The 14,778-nt window shown below is 57.6% G+C and carries 9 protein-coding genes and 2 pseudogenes; 5 read left to right on the top strand and 6 right to left on the bottom strand.

From position 1 onward, the window contains the following. The 3 genes and pseudogenes from ACF8AM_RS11665 to pgl form a co-directional block, all read left to right on the top strand. Nucleotides 1-772 (top strand): annotated as a pseudogene (locus ACF8AM_RS11665) (N-acetylgalactosamine 6-sulfate sulfatase); the annotation flags it as partial. A gap of 25 nt (nucleotides 773-797) precedes the next feature. Next, complete coding sequence (gene panB, locus ACF8AM_RS11660; RefSeq protein WP_392555799.1) at nucleotides 798-1,607, top strand: 3-methyl-2-oxobutanoate hydroxymethyltransferase; 810 nt, start codon at nucleotides 798-800, stop codon at nucleotides 1,605-1,607. 63 nt (nucleotides 1,608-1,670) lie between these two features. Beyond that, nucleotides 1,671-2,372, top strand: a complete 702-nt coding sequence (gene pgl, locus ACF8AM_RS11655) for a 6-phosphogluconolactonase (RefSeq protein WP_392555798.1) — start codon at nucleotides 1,671-1,673, stop codon at nucleotides 2,370-2,372. Here the strand turns inward: pgl and ACF8AM_RS11650 are convergent. Genes ACF8AM_RS11650 through thpR form a run of 3 tightly spaced genes read right to left on the bottom strand, consistent with a single transcriptional unit; the run spans nucleotide 2,369 to nucleotide 4,579 of the window. Beyond that, complete coding sequence (locus ACF8AM_RS11650) at nucleotides 2,369-2,878, bottom strand: DUF4112 domain-containing protein (protein WP_392555797.1); 510 nt, start codon at nucleotides 2,876-2,878, stop codon at nucleotides 2,369-2,371. The two genes, pgl and ACF8AM_RS11650, sit on opposite strands and share 4 nt — an antisense overlap. A 46-nt stretch (nucleotides 2,879-2,924) precedes the next feature. Then, nucleotides 2,925-4,013: a tRNA (adenosine(37)-N6)-threonylcarbamoyltransferase complex transferase subunit TsaD gene (gene tsaD / locus ACF8AM_RS11645; protein ID WP_392555796.1), complete on the bottom strand. Its 1,089-nt coding sequence runs from the start codon at nucleotides 4,011-4,013 to the stop codon at nucleotides 2,925-2,927. Next, nucleotides 4,010-4,579 carry an RNA 2',3'-cyclic phosphodiesterase gene (gene thpR, locus ACF8AM_RS11640; RefSeq protein ID WP_392555795.1) on the bottom strand — a complete coding sequence of 190 codons (570 nt, stop codon included), beginning with the start codon at nucleotides 4,577-4,579 and terminating at the stop codon, nucleotides 4,010-4,012. Before thpR ends, tsaD begins: the two co-directional genes overlap by 4 nt. 57 nt (nucleotides 4,580-4,636) lie before the next feature. Between thpR and ACF8AM_RS11635 the strand changes: the two genes are divergently transcribed. Continuing rightward, nucleotides 4,637-5,635 carry a YheT family hydrolase gene (locus ACF8AM_RS11635; protein ID WP_392555794.1) on the top strand — a complete coding sequence of 333 codons (999 nt, stop codon included), beginning with the start codon at nucleotides 4,637-4,639 and terminating at the stop codon, nucleotides 5,633-5,635. A 543-nt stretch (nucleotides 5,636-6,178) separates the two neighbouring features. On the opposite strand, the gene ACF8AM_RS11630 is transcribed toward ACF8AM_RS11635, so the two are convergent. Beyond that, the gene (locus ACF8AM_RS11630) at nucleotides 6,179-9,049 is read right to left on the bottom strand and encodes a 2-oxoglutarate dehydrogenase E1 component (RefSeq protein WP_392555793.1); all 2,871 of its coding nucleotides are present in this window, start codon (nucleotides 9,047-9,049) and stop codon (nucleotides 6,179-6,181) included. Nucleotides 9,050-9,320: 271 nt separating this feature from the next. Between ACF8AM_RS11630 and ACF8AM_RS11625 the strand changes: the two genes are divergently transcribed. Continuing rightward, nucleotides 9,321-11,114 (top strand): ABC-F family ATP-binding cassette domain-containing protein, encoded by a 1,794-nt coding sequence (locus ACF8AM_RS11625; protein WP_392555792.1) that lies wholly within the window; start codon nucleotides 9,321-9,323, stop codon nucleotides 11,112-11,114. Nucleotides 11,115-11,172: 58 nt separating this feature from the next. Here ACF8AM_RS11625 and ACF8AM_RS11620 read toward each other — a convergent pair whose 3' ends face one another. Together ACF8AM_RS11620 and ACF8AM_RS11615 are read right to left on the bottom strand one after the other, a co-directional pair. Further along, nucleotides 11,173-14,298, bottom strand: coding sequence for an FG-GAP-like repeat-containing protein (locus ACF8AM_RS11620; protein ID WP_392555791.1), 3,126 nt, complete (start codon nucleotides 14,296-14,298; stop codon nucleotides 11,173-11,175). Between the two features lie 177 nt (nucleotides 14,299-14,475). After that, nucleotides 14,476-14,778 (bottom strand): annotated as a pseudogene (locus ACF8AM_RS11615) (hypothetical protein); the annotation flags it as partial.

Here is a 14,778-nt window from a genome sequence, read left to right as displayed (position 1 = left end):
GGATGGCATGTCGCTGAAGGGCGTGTTGAATGATCCGGAGGACGTTCCGGTTCAGCGTTTGATTTTCACGGCCTGGAAAGGGAAAACCAGCGTGCGATCGAATCAGTATCGCTATCACCAAAACGGAGACCTATTCGACTTGCAAGCGGACCCGGGAGAGACGCAATCGGTCGCGAAGGAAAACCATGAGGTCGCGGCGCGAATGCAACAGGCTCTTGAGGATTGGACGCGAGAAACCAAGCCTCGCGGGCGGAGCTATTCCGAGGAACAGGTTTTTCCGGTCGGGCATCCCGATCATGCATGGACGCAGCTTCCCGCTCGGGATGCTCAGGCGACCGGTGAGATTCGCCGCAGCAACCGGTTTCCCAACAGCAGTTACATGACTCATTGGCATTCGGAAGCGGATGCCGTCACGTGGGACGTCGATGTTTTGGCTGGTGGGCAATTCGAGGTGGACGTGTACTACGCCTGCCCAGAATCGGCAGTGGGGACACGGTTGCAATTGGAATGGCAGCAACCCGGTGTGATGGAAGCAATTCAGTCTGTTGTGACGAAGGCCAACCCTTCCGAGGCCATTCATTTGGACAAGGATCGGTCGAAGCGGGCGGAGAGCGATGAGAAGCGATGGGAGAAATTGTCGCTCGGGCAGATCACCTTGTCGGAGGGCAGAGGACGCCTGTCATTGACCTGCCCGAGAATCATGGGTCAGGATGGGGAGCGTCGAGGCGTGGAGATTCGGCTGATGATGCTGCATCGTGTTCCCGCCGAGTGAGCGACCCCATGGAAAAGTAAGCAGAATGACGGAATCGGAAAAGAAAAAATCGCGAATCACCACGCGAACGCTGCAACGCATGCGTGACCGTGGTGAGCGGATCACGATGCTGACCGCCTACGATTTTCCCACGGCAAAAATTTTGGACGAGGCCGGTGTCGACGTTCTGTTGGTTGGCGACACCGTGGGGATGGTCGTTCAGGGACACTCGACGACCCTGCCAGTGACGATGGATCAAATGATCTACCATGCCGAAATGGTGGGGCGAGCCGCGGAGCATGCGATGGTCGTGGTCGATTTGCCGTTCCCGGATGGGCAGCTCGATCTGCTTCACAGCGTCCGCTGTGGGGCTCGCGTGTTGAAAGAAACCCAGTGCCATGCGGTCAAACTGGAAGGCGGGGCTGAGCAAGCCGAACGGATCGAAGCGATGGTGAGTGCCGGCATTCCGGTGATGGCCCACATCGGGCTGCGTCCGCAGAATATTCACGTGGAAGGCGGCTATCGCCTGCAGCGTGATATCGAGCGATTGGTGGCGGACGCGAAGGCCGCTGAAGCCGCCGGCGCATTCGTGGTTTTGATTGAGTGTGTGCCCAGCGAAGCCGCCGCGGCGATCACGGATGCGGTGAAGGTTCCAACGATCGGCATCGGCGCGGGACGAGACGTTTCCGGGCAGGTATTGGTGACCCACGATATTCTCGGGCTGACATCAGGTTACACCCCAAAGTTCACCCGGTTGTTTGCTGATGTCGGCAACACCATCCGAGAGGCGGCCAAGTCGTATTGCGATGAAGTGAAGGCTGCCCGTTTTCCGAGCGATGCCGAATCGTTTGAGTGAGTCACGGCGCCGTCGACCTCCGAATAACATCTGTCTTCATTCCCCCATCATTGAGAATGCAACGTGCAAGTATTTGAATCATTGGATGAGCTTTCCAACGCCGCCGCGGACGCTTTTTGCAAAGCTGCGAAAGAAGCAATCGAGCAGCGTGGTGTGTTCCGGGTGACGTTGTCCGGTGGGTCAACGCCCAAGCGTCTGTACGAATTACTGGCGACGAAAGAGTTGCCGTGGCAAAACATCGAGTTCTACTGGGGCGACGAACGCAACGTCACGGAAGACAACTTGGACAGCAACTACCGGATGGTTCGCGAAGCGTTGCTGTCGCATTTGCCAACAGATTCGCTGCGTGCATTTCCGGTACCAGTCGATCCGGACAATCCAGCCGCGACGGCGGAAGCCTACGAGAAGACTTTGCGGGAAACGTTCGCGGGTTCTGATGTCCCGACGTGGGATTTGGCATTGTTGGGAATGGGCGATGACGCTCACACGGCGTCGTTGTTTCCGGAAACCAAGGCGATCGAGCAGAACGATCGTTGGTTCGTTGAGAACTGGGTGCCCAAGATGGAAACTTATCGCTACACGTTGACCGCGCCCGCGATCAATTCTGCTCGTCAGCGTTGGTTCTTGGTCGGTGGATCAAACAAGCGTCAAGCACTTGCGAGTGTTCGCAGTTCCGCCAGCGACTTGCCAGCCGCGCTGTTCCCGTCGCGATTGATTGAGTCGCCGACTTGGTTTGTGACGCGCGATGCCGTCGCGACTGCTTAGAACACGCTCGCGATCGCGTTGATGCACCAGACGAAGATCATCACCATCAATCCCAGTAGGACGATGAGGGTGATCACGATGGCCATCAGGATCGGCCAGATGCTTCCGCGGTGCTTGTCTTCGACGTAGTACTCTCGCAACAAAAGCAAGTTGCGATGGTTGGCTTTGTAGAACAAGTCAAAGAGGTTGCCCAGGACCGGGATGGTGCCAACCAATGCGTCCAGGCCGACGTTGGCGAGCATTCTCAGCACGAGCCTTGGGCTGGCGCCGTTTCTTGCCATCGTCGCGATCAGGATTCCGGAAAGGCCCATGCTGATCGCATCACCAGCACCGGGGACCAATCCGAGAATGAAGTCCAGTCCGAACCGCACCTTCGTTCCGGGAATGCGAAATCGCGTGTCCAGCAAACGGCTATAGCGATCGACCCAACGCAGCGATGGATGGCTGAGCTGCAGTTCCGTCAGGACAGCCGATTCACCGGTGAGCGATTGCGAGGCAGACTTCATGAGCGTGGATGGTCTTGCGATGGGGCGTTGGTTAGAGCCGGCGTCTTCAGAATCCTCGCTGCAGTCCGGGAGTGATATCCAGATCCAGCGATGCGAACTGGCCGGCTTCGAATTTTTTCCAAGCGATCGCGCCCATCACCGCGTTGTCGGTGCACAGGTGCGGGGGAGCGATCCAAAGTTCGAACCCGTCGCTTTTGGCCGCAGCCTGCAGGTCACGTCGCAGGCGTTGGTTCGCTGCCACGCCACCACCGACGATCAGCCGATTGGTTCCGCCGTTGGATTCCTGGTCGTTGGAAGCGTTGCGATTTCTGTGCCGCTTGATCGCCCGGCGGCATTTGGCAACCAAAACGTCGACTACGGCGGCTTCGAACGACGCACAAACGTCTCGTTTGACTTGGTCAGATATCTCCAGGCTGGAAAAATCTTGTCGTCCAGGACCAGTGATGGCGTATCTCACCGCGGTCTTCAGGCCGCTGAACGAAAAGTTGTCACCGGGATCATGGATCATCGAACGTGGGAACGAATACGCTCGGTCGTTTCCTTCTGCGGCGAGCTTGGCGACTTCGACTCCGCCTGGAAACGGCAGTGAGAGCATCGCGGCAACTTTATCGAACGCTTCGCCCGCGGCGTCGTCGATGGTTCCGCCGAGGTAATCCAGGTCGATTGCGGTGCGACAGTGGTACAGGCTGGTGTGGCCTCCCGAAACGATCAGGCCGATTGCCGGGTAGATGTCATCGGGGGCACCGTCGATCAATTGGCACGCGTACAGGTGAGCGTGCAAGTGGTTCAGCGCGATGAGTGGTTTGTTCCAAGCCAACGCGAGCGTTTTCGCGGCAACGACGCCGACCAGCAGGGAACCAGCCAGTCCCGGTCGATCGGCCACCGCGATCGCGGTCAGTTCTTCGCCGCGGACGTTGGCCTGGTTCACGGCCGTGTCGATCACCGGCAGGATGCGTTCCAGGTGGGCTCGCGCGGCGATCTCGGGAACCACGCCGCCGAATTGCTCGTGCAGCGTTTCTTGGGTGGCGATGCATTGTCCCAGGACCGTGCCGTCGCGGCGGATCACGGCCGCAGCGGTCTCGTCGCAGGTGGATTCAATGGACAGCAGCAGTTCGGGGCCAGCGGCTGAGGTCATAGCTGAACTCGTCCGAGGACGTTGTACGTCGGCCCGTGCTTTTCTAGGAAACTGCCAACGACATGAATTTCGCGAACGTTGAATTCGCCAATTTCGTCGTCTTCGAATTTCCGCCATCGCTGGATGACATCTGAGTTGGCCCGGCGGCTTCCGCTGCGAGTGCGTCCCACGGTCAAATGAGGCCGGTAGTCTCGAGGTTCAGGTTTGTAGCCAAGTTCTGCGAAACGTTTTTCGAGATCCGCAACCAGATTGGTCAGCGAGGAAGTGAAATCGTCGACGGCGACGGTCAGCACGCGAGGACGTTCCAGGTCGGGAATCCCAGAGGCACCCTCGAGAACCAAGCCAAAGGGGGCCAGATCGTCGCAGGCCGCTTCCAGCGTGTTGCAAACGGTGGGGATTTCGACGTTGTCGACTTCTCCCAGAAATTTCAGGGTGAGATGAAGATTCTCATCGGGAACCCATTTGATTCCGTCTCCTGGGCTTTTGGTTTCCGCCATCCAACGCGATGCTGTGCGGGCGAGATCGGATGGCAACGGAATGGCCAGAAAGGTGCGAATGGTTTTCATGATGGAAAGTTTAACGAGATGACGTTTTCAGTGCATCGGTTCGAACCGCCGGCTTTCGTGCCCCATCGATGGCGTCGAGGTGGGCACCTGCAAACGTTGCTTGCACCGCGGGCAACGATGCGGAGGGAGGAATGGAAAGAGCTGTCGACTCGAGTCAAATCCGAGAAACATCGGATGCCGGTGTCCGACGGGGACACATTGATCTTGCATGACGATATGCCGGCACCTTGGGGTGAATCTCCTCGGGGCAGCGTGTTGTTGTTGCATGGAATTTGTGGCTGTCATGCGGCGGATTACATGGTTCGGTTCAAGCGACGGTTGCTGGCGATCGGCGTTCGTGTGTTTCGGTTGGACATGCGAGGTTGTGGTGAATCCGTCGCGTTTTGTCGAGGGATCACGCATGCCGGACGAAGCGACGATGTGTTGGCGGCGATCGAGTTCATCGCCGGTTTGACGAGCGATCAGTCCGCTCCGATTGGGGCAGTGGGAACTTCCTTGGGAGGCAACCAATTGCTGCGAGCGGCGGGGCGAGTCGGCGCAGGATTGGATGCACAGCCATCTGGATGGGACCGTGTCGGACCGATCATGGCGATCGCTCCGCCGATTGATCTGCAAGCGTGTAGCGACCGGATGGAGGCTTGGTCGCTGCGTTTTTACAATCATTACTTCATCACCCAGTTGCTCCGGCGAGCCAAGTCGACGCTGCAAATGCGGGAGGAGTTGGGAGATCTGTTGGTGGGCCGAGTCCCGCGAACGCTCCGCGAATTTGACCGCCGGATCACCGCTCCCATGGCTGGATTCGAGGATGAGCGTACGTACTACGCGGAGTCTTCGGCGCATTCGGTGGTGGAGCAGATCGATGTGCCTGCGTTGATTGTGACGGCGGCCGATGACCCCTTGGTGCCGGTTGAATCGTTTGTTGCACTTCGCGGGCGGGTACCCGAGTCCACTCGCGTGTTGATGATGCCAACCGGAGGCCATCATGGGTTCACGCAATTGGACGGAACCGCATGGACTGACGAGTTGATCACAAAGTTCTACGACGCGGCTTGGTAAAACGGACCTTTCGCGTTTGGACTTTGGAGTCGTTTGGCAACGCGATTGTTCAGATTGTTGGCTGCCCTGGATAGATCGCTCTGTTACCGGGGAGACCCATGTGGGTTCTGCTCGTTGCCTGATCGGGGCTAAGAATTGTTCTGAAACCCAAACACTCGGGCTCAGTCGCTGGTTCGACCTTGACCGACTTTCGGTCGACGCTGCCGTTTCAGCGAGCCACGCCGGGACTCCAGTTCCACCTGTAGCCGACGGAGGCTCTCCGTCGGCCTGCACGAACCCCATTGCAGCAAGCGAACCGGTCCGCCACATCTGAGTCAGAGCCAACTCGCTGGCTCAAACGCATGGGCCAGGCCGATTCGTCGACCAAGAAGGATTCAGCTTCGCATGAACGCAACGGTTGAGCCACTTTCTGTTTCAATTGCTTCGTTCGTCGCGGGTTGCATCACGTAGGCGAGTCTCTCTGAGACTCGCAAATGACAGCGTCTCGGAGAGGCGCCGCTACGTGATCAAGCCCAATGACTCCCGCTCACGTGCTTAGTGGGCTCAGTTGACGCCTTCGAAGGCGGCTTGGATCAGATCGATTTGTTCCAGTTTGTGAGCTGCCATCGACCCGGTGCTGGGGCTGGCTGATTCCGCTCGCGTGGCTTTGGTGAACCGGAAGCGTGTGTTGAGTTCGTCGCCGATCTTGAGCTTCAGGTACGGCCACGCGCCCATGTTTTCGGGTTCTTCTTGGACCCAGCGGATTTCAGTTCCTTCGGCGAGCCCTTCGAACGCGGCGAAGATTTCTTCTGGTGACAGCGGGTAGAGCTGTTCCAGACGCATGATTGGCACGCCCTCGATGTTCTTGTCGGTGCGTTCTTGCAGGAGGTCGTAGTAGACCTTGCCGGTGCACAGCAGCAGACGTTTGGCACCTTCGAGTGGGACTTTGCGATCGGGCAAGATTTTGCGGAAGCTGCCTCCGGCAACCACGTCCAGAGGGCTGGTGACCTCCGCGTGACGCAGCAGGCTTTTGGGGGTCAGGACGACCAGTGGCTTTCGCCATTTCCGGATGACTTGGCGGCGAAGAAGGTGGAAATACTGTGCTGGCGTGGTGGGCTGGCAGATTTGGATGTTGTCTTCGGCTGCCATGGCGAGGAATCGTTCGACGCGAGCGCTGCAGTGCTCGGGGCCTTGGCCTTCGAAGCCGTGAGGCAGCAGCATGACCAGGCCGGACAAGCGATTCCATTTATCTTCGGCGCTGGCGATGAACTGGTCCACGATCACTTGCGCGGCGTTCCAGAAGTCACCGAATTGGGCTTCCCACATGCACAGCCCACTGGGGCAGTCGAGAGAGTAGCCGTATTCGAATCCCAGGACGCCGGCTTCGCTCAGGGGGCTGTTGAACAGTTCCAGACGAGCCTGTTCTTCGTGCAGATTCTTGAGTGGGCAGTATTCACTGCCGTCGCGCATGTCGTGCAGGTCCGCGTGGCGGTGGCTGTACGTGCCGCGTTCGCAGTCTTGGCCGGTCAATCGAATGGGGTGGCCGGCATCGAGCAGGGATGCAAAGGCGGCGGCTTCTGCGGACGCCCAGTCGAGAGGCCGTTCGCCGCTGGCCATTTCGCGGCGTTGTTGCATCGGCCGCTTCAGTTTTTTGTGGGGCGAGAAGCCTTCGGGCAAACGGGTGATCTTGTCGAGCAATTCGCTCAGTCGCTCGACTGGCATGGTGGTGTCGACTTCATCAGCCGGTTCGGGGCCGCCAAAGTATTCCATCCAGTTCGCGGCGAGCGTTTGTGTGTCAGGAACAAACGACTCGTGCTTGCTGGCCGCGAATTCGCTCTCGAGTTTTTCGGTTCGGTCGCGGCTGATTTCGTCGGCTTCTTCTTCCGTGATTTTGCCGAGCTTCAGCAAGCGATTGAGGTACTGCTGCCGGACACCGGGGCGGCGATCGATTTCGGCGTACATCTGCGGTTGAGTGAATCGCGGTTCGTCGCCTTCGTTGTGACCCCAACGACGGTAAGCGTACAGGTCGATGACCACATCGCGATGGAATTTCTTGCGGAAATCCATGGCCAACGAGACGACTTGTGCGACCGCTTCGGGGTCTTCGCCGTTGACGTGGAAGATTGGGATTTGAAGCATCTTGGCCACATCGGTGGCGTAGGTTGTGCTGCGTCCCTCGTCGGGTTCGGTGGTGAATCCGACTTGGTTGTTGCTCACGACGTGCAAGGTTCCGCCGGTGCGATAGCCTTTCAGTTCACTGAGGTTCAGCGTTTCTTGAACAACACCTTCCCCGGCGAAGGCCGCGTCGCCGTGGATCAGGATCGTCATCACGTCCTGGCGATCGGTGTCCCCGGAATTGTCTTGCTTGCAGCGAGTTCGGCCGAGGGCGACGGTGTTGACGTATTCCAGGTGGCTGGGGTTGAAGCACAGCGAGATGTGCAGGTGGTCACCCGAGGCGGTTTTCCAGTCGCTGCTGTATCCGAGGTGGTAACGAACATCGCCTCCACCGCGGCTGAGTTCCGGCGTCGGGTCATCGAACGACCAGAATATGTTCATCGCCCGTTTTTTCAGGATATTCGCCATCACATTGAGGCGACCGCGGTGCGCCATCGCCATGACGACTTCTTTGACTTGATGCTGGCCCGCTTTTTCAAGCGCCAGGTCGATCAAGGGGATCAGGCTTTCGGCACCTTCGAGCGAGAAGGTTTTGGCGCCAACAAATTTGCGGCGCACGAATTCTTCGAAGATGGTGGCGTCGGCCAGGCGGGTGTAGATCCGACGTTGGACTTCGTGGGAGAGGTCCAGGCGATTTTCGGTCGTTTCCATTCGTCGCTGCAACCAATCGCGAATGTTGCGATTGTCGATGTGCATGAACTGCGCACCGATGCTGCGGCAATAAGTGGACTGCAGTTTGTTCAGGATGACGTCGAGCGTGCTGCCCGAAACGTTTTCCAAGATGCTGCTGTCAAAAGGACGTGCGAGATCCTGCTGGCTCAGCCCGTGGCTTCGTGGCGACAATTCGGGGCAGGTGTGCTCGAACAATCCGAGGGGGTCAAGCGTGGCGACCAAGTGTCCGCGAACGCGATATTCGCGAACCAGTTGGTCGACTCGGTCTTGGATTCGAGCCAGCCACAGGGCTTGGTCGACATTTTGGTCGCCTGTCGAGCCAGGCCGATCAGAGGTGTCGGCGCTGCTACCGGGGCGGCCGGATGCAAACGCGGGTGCCACCACGGAACGGGCACCAGACGTATCCCCATTGGTGCCAGGGTCACCCGGACCATTCTTGGATGAGGCAGCGGGCGGAGCAGAAACGCTCGCGCCAGCTCCCACCAGGAACTGCTCAAAGTATTGACGCCAGGTTTCCGAAACGCTCGACGGATCACGCACGTATTGCACGTACAAGTCGTCGATGTAGTCCAACGAATAGCTATTCATGAGTCCTGCAACGAACCGCCGTGGCCAAGCGAATCGCAAAGGAGGAAGAAAACGTGGAAGGTGGGGCAAGCGTCAATGGCAGGCTTCGATCAGGATGCCATCGTCGCGCTGAAGTCTACTGTACGGAACCGATCCCGGGGTGGGTAGGACGACCGGGTGAACTTTTCCCTGGTTCTCGGTACGTTTGACGTGGCGACAAGGTTTTGGGAACGTTTTTCCCTGCCGCTTCGTCTTTGTTTGCTCCTCTTACAGTTTTAGAAATTTACTCAGAATGGCCGTTTTAATTCAGCTTCGAGACGCCGAAAAACGGTTTGGCGACCAAGTCTTGCTCGACGGGGCCAATGTGTCGTTGGTGGACGACGTGAAGGTAGGCTTCGTGGGGCGAAACGGAGCCGGCAAATCGACGCTGCTGCGAATCTTGCTCGGCGAAGAAGAGGTCGAACGGGGTGAGGTGATTCACCACCCCAATTTACGGATTGGATACCTGAGGCAGCACGACCCATTTCACGAGGGCGAATCGGCACTCGATTTTCTGATGCGTGACAGTGGCGAACCGGATTGGCGGTGTGGCCAGGTCGCCGGTCAGTTCGAACTGAAAGGGGACTACTTGGAGGGGCCGGTCAAAGCCCTGTCGGGCGGTTGGCAGACTCGCGTCAAATTGGCGGCTTTGTTGCTGCACGATCCGAACTTGCTGATGTTGGATGAGCCGACGAACTTCTTGGATTTGCGGACCCAGATTTTGCTGGAGCACTTTTTGCGTGACTTTGGCAAAGCCGCGTTGATTGTCAGTCACGACCGGGCGTTCTTGAAGGCGACCTGCAGCCAAACACTGGAGTTGTCCCGCGGGCAATTGACGATGTATCCCGGTAAAATTCAGGAGTTCCTGGAGTACCGTGAGGAGCGACGCGAGCACGAGAAACGTGTCAACGCGACGGTGATCGCCAAGCAAAAGCAGTTGCAACGATTCATTGACAAGAACCGTGCGAATGCGTCCACCGCCAGTCAGGCTCGTAGTAAGGCCAAGCAGCTCGAACGTTTGCAGACGACCGAGATTGTTGGTGATGAACCCACCGTCAACATCCGCGCACCACGCGTTCAGCCTCGCCAGGGGACCGCCGTTCGGTGCGAAGGGCTGGCGATTGGGTATCCGGGACACGTCGTGGCGGAGGATATCTCCTTGGAGATCGAACATGGTCAACGGGCGGCGATCGTGGGCGACAACGGCCAAGGCAAAACGACGATGTTGCGGACCTTGGTTCACTCGCTCGAACCCATCGCCGGGAAAATGAAATGGGGGCACGGAATCGAAATTGGAACTTACGCTCAGCACGTCTACACGACGCTGGATGAGCGGCAGACGATTCTCGAGCATCTTGAATACGCGTCGGATCCCGAAACCACACGGCAAGATGTGCTGGCGATGGCCGGGGCGCTGTTGTTCCGCGATGAGCACATTCACAAAAAGATCAAGGTGCTCTCCGGGGGCGAGCGTGCTCGTGTTTGCATGGCCAGCTTGTTGCTTGGCACGGCAAACGTCTTGGTCCTCGACGAACCGGGAAACCACTTGGATGTCGAAACCGTCGAGGCCCTTGCAGAGGCACTGAAGCTTTACAAGGGAACGGTGATTTTCACGAGCCACGACCGACACTTCATGGCGGAGGTCGCGACCAACGTCATCGAAGTCAGGGACCGACGCGTTCGCAACTACTTCGGCAGCTACGCGACTTATTGCGAAGCGGTTGAGAAAGAAATTGATGAAGGCGAGCGAGTTCGCAATGCGAACGCCAAGGCAGCCGGAGTGGCGCCCAAGACGGGAGCGTCGAAAAGCAGTGGCGATTCACGACAAGATCAGAAGGAACAACGCAAGCGTGAAAAAGAGGTCAAGAACCTGGAACGCAAAATCGCTAAACTGGATGACGAGAAAAAGGAACTGAACGAAAAGCTCTTGACCGAAACCGACCCTGGCGAAGCCGTTCGGTTGCATGATCAAATGAAAGAAATTGAATCGGAACTGGGCGATGCCGAAGAACGCTGGATGGAACTGAGTGCGGACCAGTGGGAGTGAGTTGAGACTCTCGGTGTGTTTACCCTCTCGTTCCTGCGGCCATGCTCGACAGGGGGGCTCAGTCGTCGCCGGAGGGTTCTATCAAGAGCAGATTGTCCCGCGGCATCGCCACCGTAAGGTTCTGTGTGATGCCGCTTGGCCAGCGAACTTCGACGCTGACCTCCGTCTCGCTTTTGGGGATGGCGAAGGTGAGGACTGGCTCATTGGAGCATTGGTATCCCGAACCAGCCATTCGCTGTCGCATCTGGGTGCCTGAACCACTCGTCACCAGGACGGTTGTGCCGATCGCATCTCGTTCAGATTGAACGCCGACAACCCGAACGCTCAGCGACTTCGTGACGTGAGGCGTTTGGTTGATCAACAGGGCAGTGGGCCGAAACAGATCCGTGACAACCAAATCAGTTTGGCCGTCTCGGTCCGCGTCCAGGGTCGCCATGGCGCGGCCCATTCGTGGTTCTTCGAAGTAGGGGCCGACCGTGGACGCAGGAACCCATTGCCAGTGATTGTCCTGGTCGATGGCAAACAACTGCGCAGGCATTTCATACTGCAGCCCGTCGTGTGTGAAGTCATCGATGTGACCGTTGGCGACGACCAGTTCATCGATTGCATCTCCATCTAAATCGATGAACTGGGTTCCAAAGCCAAGCATCTCTTGGCTGGAATCGGACAGGTGAACCGCTTCGGTCGTGTCTTGGAACAATCCTTTGTGTACTTGCTCGTAAAACGTGTTGGTTTCATCGGTGAAGTGCGTGACGAACAGGTCCATGTCCAGATCGCCGTCCGCATCGGTTGCCGCAATCCCCATGGAAGCCTCCGCGGCGGATTGATGGTTGAAAGCAAGTCCACGAATGGTTGCTTGTTCGTCGAGTGATTTCGAATCGGGATCAAATCGCCAAAAATGGTTGGCGGTCATGTCGTTGGAAATGTAGATGTCCAAACCTTCGGTTCCGTCAATCTGTCCGATCAAGATCCCCAGTCCGCGACCAGGTGCGCTGTTGGTAAACCAAGGGTCAGTTTGGTCTTCAAAGAGAGACGAATTGGCTGGGACGCCACGGTTGCGGTGCACCCGATCACGTTCTGCCCGAAGGGAAATCGGTTGGCATGAACGGTGCTGTTGAACTGCTTCGTCGAGGCAACGTTGCTGATAAGGAGTTGGGCCGCCGCAGTAATTGACTTCGATCAAATCCGCGAGGCCATCTTGGTCGATGTCCGCAATGGCCGTTGAGGAAGTCCAGGTGTTTCGAGGGTCACTGCCCACCTGCGTCTTTGGTGTTCCGTCGGAATCCATCGCGTCGTCCGGTTTGTCGAACATCGTTCGAGTGACATTGGTGAACGTTCCGTCTCCGTTGTTTTGATAGAGCGTGTTGATACCAATGTTCGCGATCAAACAATCGGGAAAGCCATCCGCGTTGAAGTCCCCGATACCAACGCCTTGCGTGAATCCCGTGTCAGCCAATCCGCTGATGGCGGAAACGTCGATGAACTTGCCTTCTAAATTTCGGACCGTGGTGTTGGGTTGGCTGTCGCGTTTGCCAGGTGCGCCGCCGGACTCACCGCCGGATGCGGTCAAGTGAAGATCAGGCCAACCATCCAGGTCGAAATCCAATACACCTGCGCCGCCCAGTCCTGATTGCCACAGCCACAATCCGTCTTCTGGCCGCGGACGCTGTAGGCCAACGGTATGATTCAGGCCGCGACTGGCCGCTTCATCAATCAACCGGTACCCCCGATCAGCGATGGTTCGGGTGGGAGCAGGGCGTTTGGGAGTGTCGGAAGCAGCCAAGGCCGGGCGGTCCTGTTCAGTTGAACGATTGAACCAGCCTCGCCGAGTTGCGGTGGCGAGTCGCTCTTTCGTTTCGGACTTGTTTGGCAGCCACTGTTCGTCAAAGGTTTGCCAAGGGGTTTTCCCCGTCAGATTCTTTCGAGCAGTCGTGTAGGTGTCTTTCAGGTTCTCGGCGGGATCTTGTGGCAGTGCGAATGCCGCACGCAGCCAAACCACGGCTTCCCAGTGTCGCCCCAGATTTTGCAGTTTCTCTGCCACGACCACTGCTAAACGCTGCGAGTTGCGTCGCCATCCGAGAAAGCCATCGAGGGCGTCACGCAACTCGTTGACCTGTCTGGCTCGAACCGCAACTTTCTGGCTCAAGTCAATTTTGCCTGAACTGGCCAAAGCCGCGGTCAGCTTGGTCAGGGCTTCGTGGTGATTCGGGTCCAGTCGCACGGCTTCGGTGAAGGCCGCAACGGCAAGCGAGGAGTCACCGTTTTGGTTCGCCCAGACGCCTCGAGCCAGCCAGACTTGCGGGTGTTGCTCGTAGTCGTCGGTGAACGTTTGGTTGGCAATTGTTCGAAGCGTTTCGGTGTCGTTTTCTTCCACCGCTGCACGCGTCAAGAAAGCCCAGGCGGGGGTGAACGCCGGATGTTGCTTGACAACCGGTTTCAGTTTTTGAAGGACTGTCGCCCAGCGATGCTCGTAAGCATCAAATCGCGTCATTGCGTACTGAGGTCGCAGGTCTGATGGGTTGAGTCGGAGGGCCTGCTCACACATCTCGTCATCGGCCTGGGGACGAGATGAGTCACTGGCGATCACCAGTTCGGGAATGCTTGCCTGGCCTCTTTGAATCAGATATTGCAAGTGCACCATCGCGTCCCGTTCCAGTGCTTGGCTGATCATGAGGCCGACCAGTGAGACCCGTCGACCAGCATCGTTCGGGTGCAGTTCGACACATCGTTTCATCAATTCGATGGTGTCGAACGTGCGACCTTGGGCCATGTAGGCGTGGCCGGTCTTTTCGAACAAATCGGCGGACGGGACATCGGTCATTTCGATCGCTGTGTCAAACATCTCAATCGCATCGCTGGTTTCACCGAGAGCATTCCAGGCGTCACCGAGTTGTTCGTAGGTGTCGGCGTCGTCGCCCGCGGTGAGCATTGCTTGACGTGCGACGGAACGCAGCGACTGAGGATCACGAGCGGCAACCGCAGCAGCAATTTGTCGCTGGAACGGATGAGGATCGGAGTCACTGCCAACGTTGCCCCGATTGGCTGTGTGTGCCTTGGCGGCCGCGCCCGTCTCGATGGAAGCGTGACCGGCATTTGATGGGCGAGCATCGGACGGATCACTTGGTTGGCATCCAGTCAGCCAAACGATCAGAAGAATAAAAGCGAGGTTGCCGCCGGATTTCATGAGGAATCGAAAAACGAGTTGCGAAGCGTACCTGATGGAGATTACAGCAGAACGAGGGGAAGAAGTTCACGTACAAAGGTACCAACACAAAAAAAACGGGCCCCGAAAAAATTCGGAGCCCGTTCGAAGTTTGATCGAAAATGATCCGAGATGCTGGACGCACCCCGTCATCAGATCCTAGAGATCGTCGATGTTGACGATTTCTTTCATGCCACGTGTACTCAACGCTCCCCACAAGCCGTAAGGGCTTGCTGATCCAGGAGCACGGTTTCCGGCGGCTTTGATCGCCGACACCAACTCGTCATCCGACGGGGCGACCTTCGATTTGTAACGGCCGAGCACTTGGCCATCTCGTCCGATCAAGAACTTTTCAAAGTTCCAACTGATCGGCCCTTTGCCTGCCGGCTTGGATTCAATGCTGGTCAATTGCTTGTACAACGGCGACGCGTCATCGCCGTTGACGTCGACCGTGCTCATCAT

It is taken from the genome of Rhodopirellula sp. JB055 (genome assembly GCF_043100905.1).
Classification (GTDB): domain Bacteria; phylum Planctomycetota; class Planctomycetia; order Pirellulales; family Pirellulaceae; genus Rhodopirellula.
Note: the sequence above shows the minus strand (reverse complement) of the source record. Positions and strands in the feature narration are given on the sequence as shown.

What these genes read in the sequence shown, in the direction of transcription:
- tsaD (WP_392555796.1), bottom strand. Translation starts at nt 4,013, where the DNA reads ATGACCTCAGCCGCTGGCCCCGAACTGCTGCTGTCCATTGAATCCACC.
- ACF8AM_RS11620 (WP_392555791.1), bottom strand. Translation starts at nt 14,298, where the DNA reads ATGAAATCCGGCGGCAACCTCGCTTTTATTCTTCTGATCGTTTGGCTG.
- ACF8AM_RS11630 (WP_392555793.1), bottom strand. Translation starts at nt 9,049, where the DNA reads ATGAATAGCTATTCGTTGGACTACATCGACGACTTGTACGTGCAATAC.
- thpR (WP_392555795.1), bottom strand. Translation starts at nt 4,579, where the DNA reads ATGAAAACCATTCGCACCTTTCTGGCCATTCCGTTGCCATCCGATCTC.
- ACF8AM_RS11650 (WP_392555797.1), bottom strand. Translation starts at nt 2,878, where the DNA reads ATGAAGTCTGCCTCGCAATCGCTCACCGGTGAATCGGCTGTCCTGACG.
- ACF8AM_RS11625 (WP_392555792.1), top strand. Translation starts at nt 9,321, where the DNA reads ATGGCCGTTTTAATTCAGCTTCGAGACGCCGAAAAACGGTTTGGCGAC.
- panB (WP_392555799.1), top strand. Translation starts at nt 798, where the DNA reads ATGACGGAATCGGAAAAGAAAAAATCGCGAATCACCACGCGAACGCTG.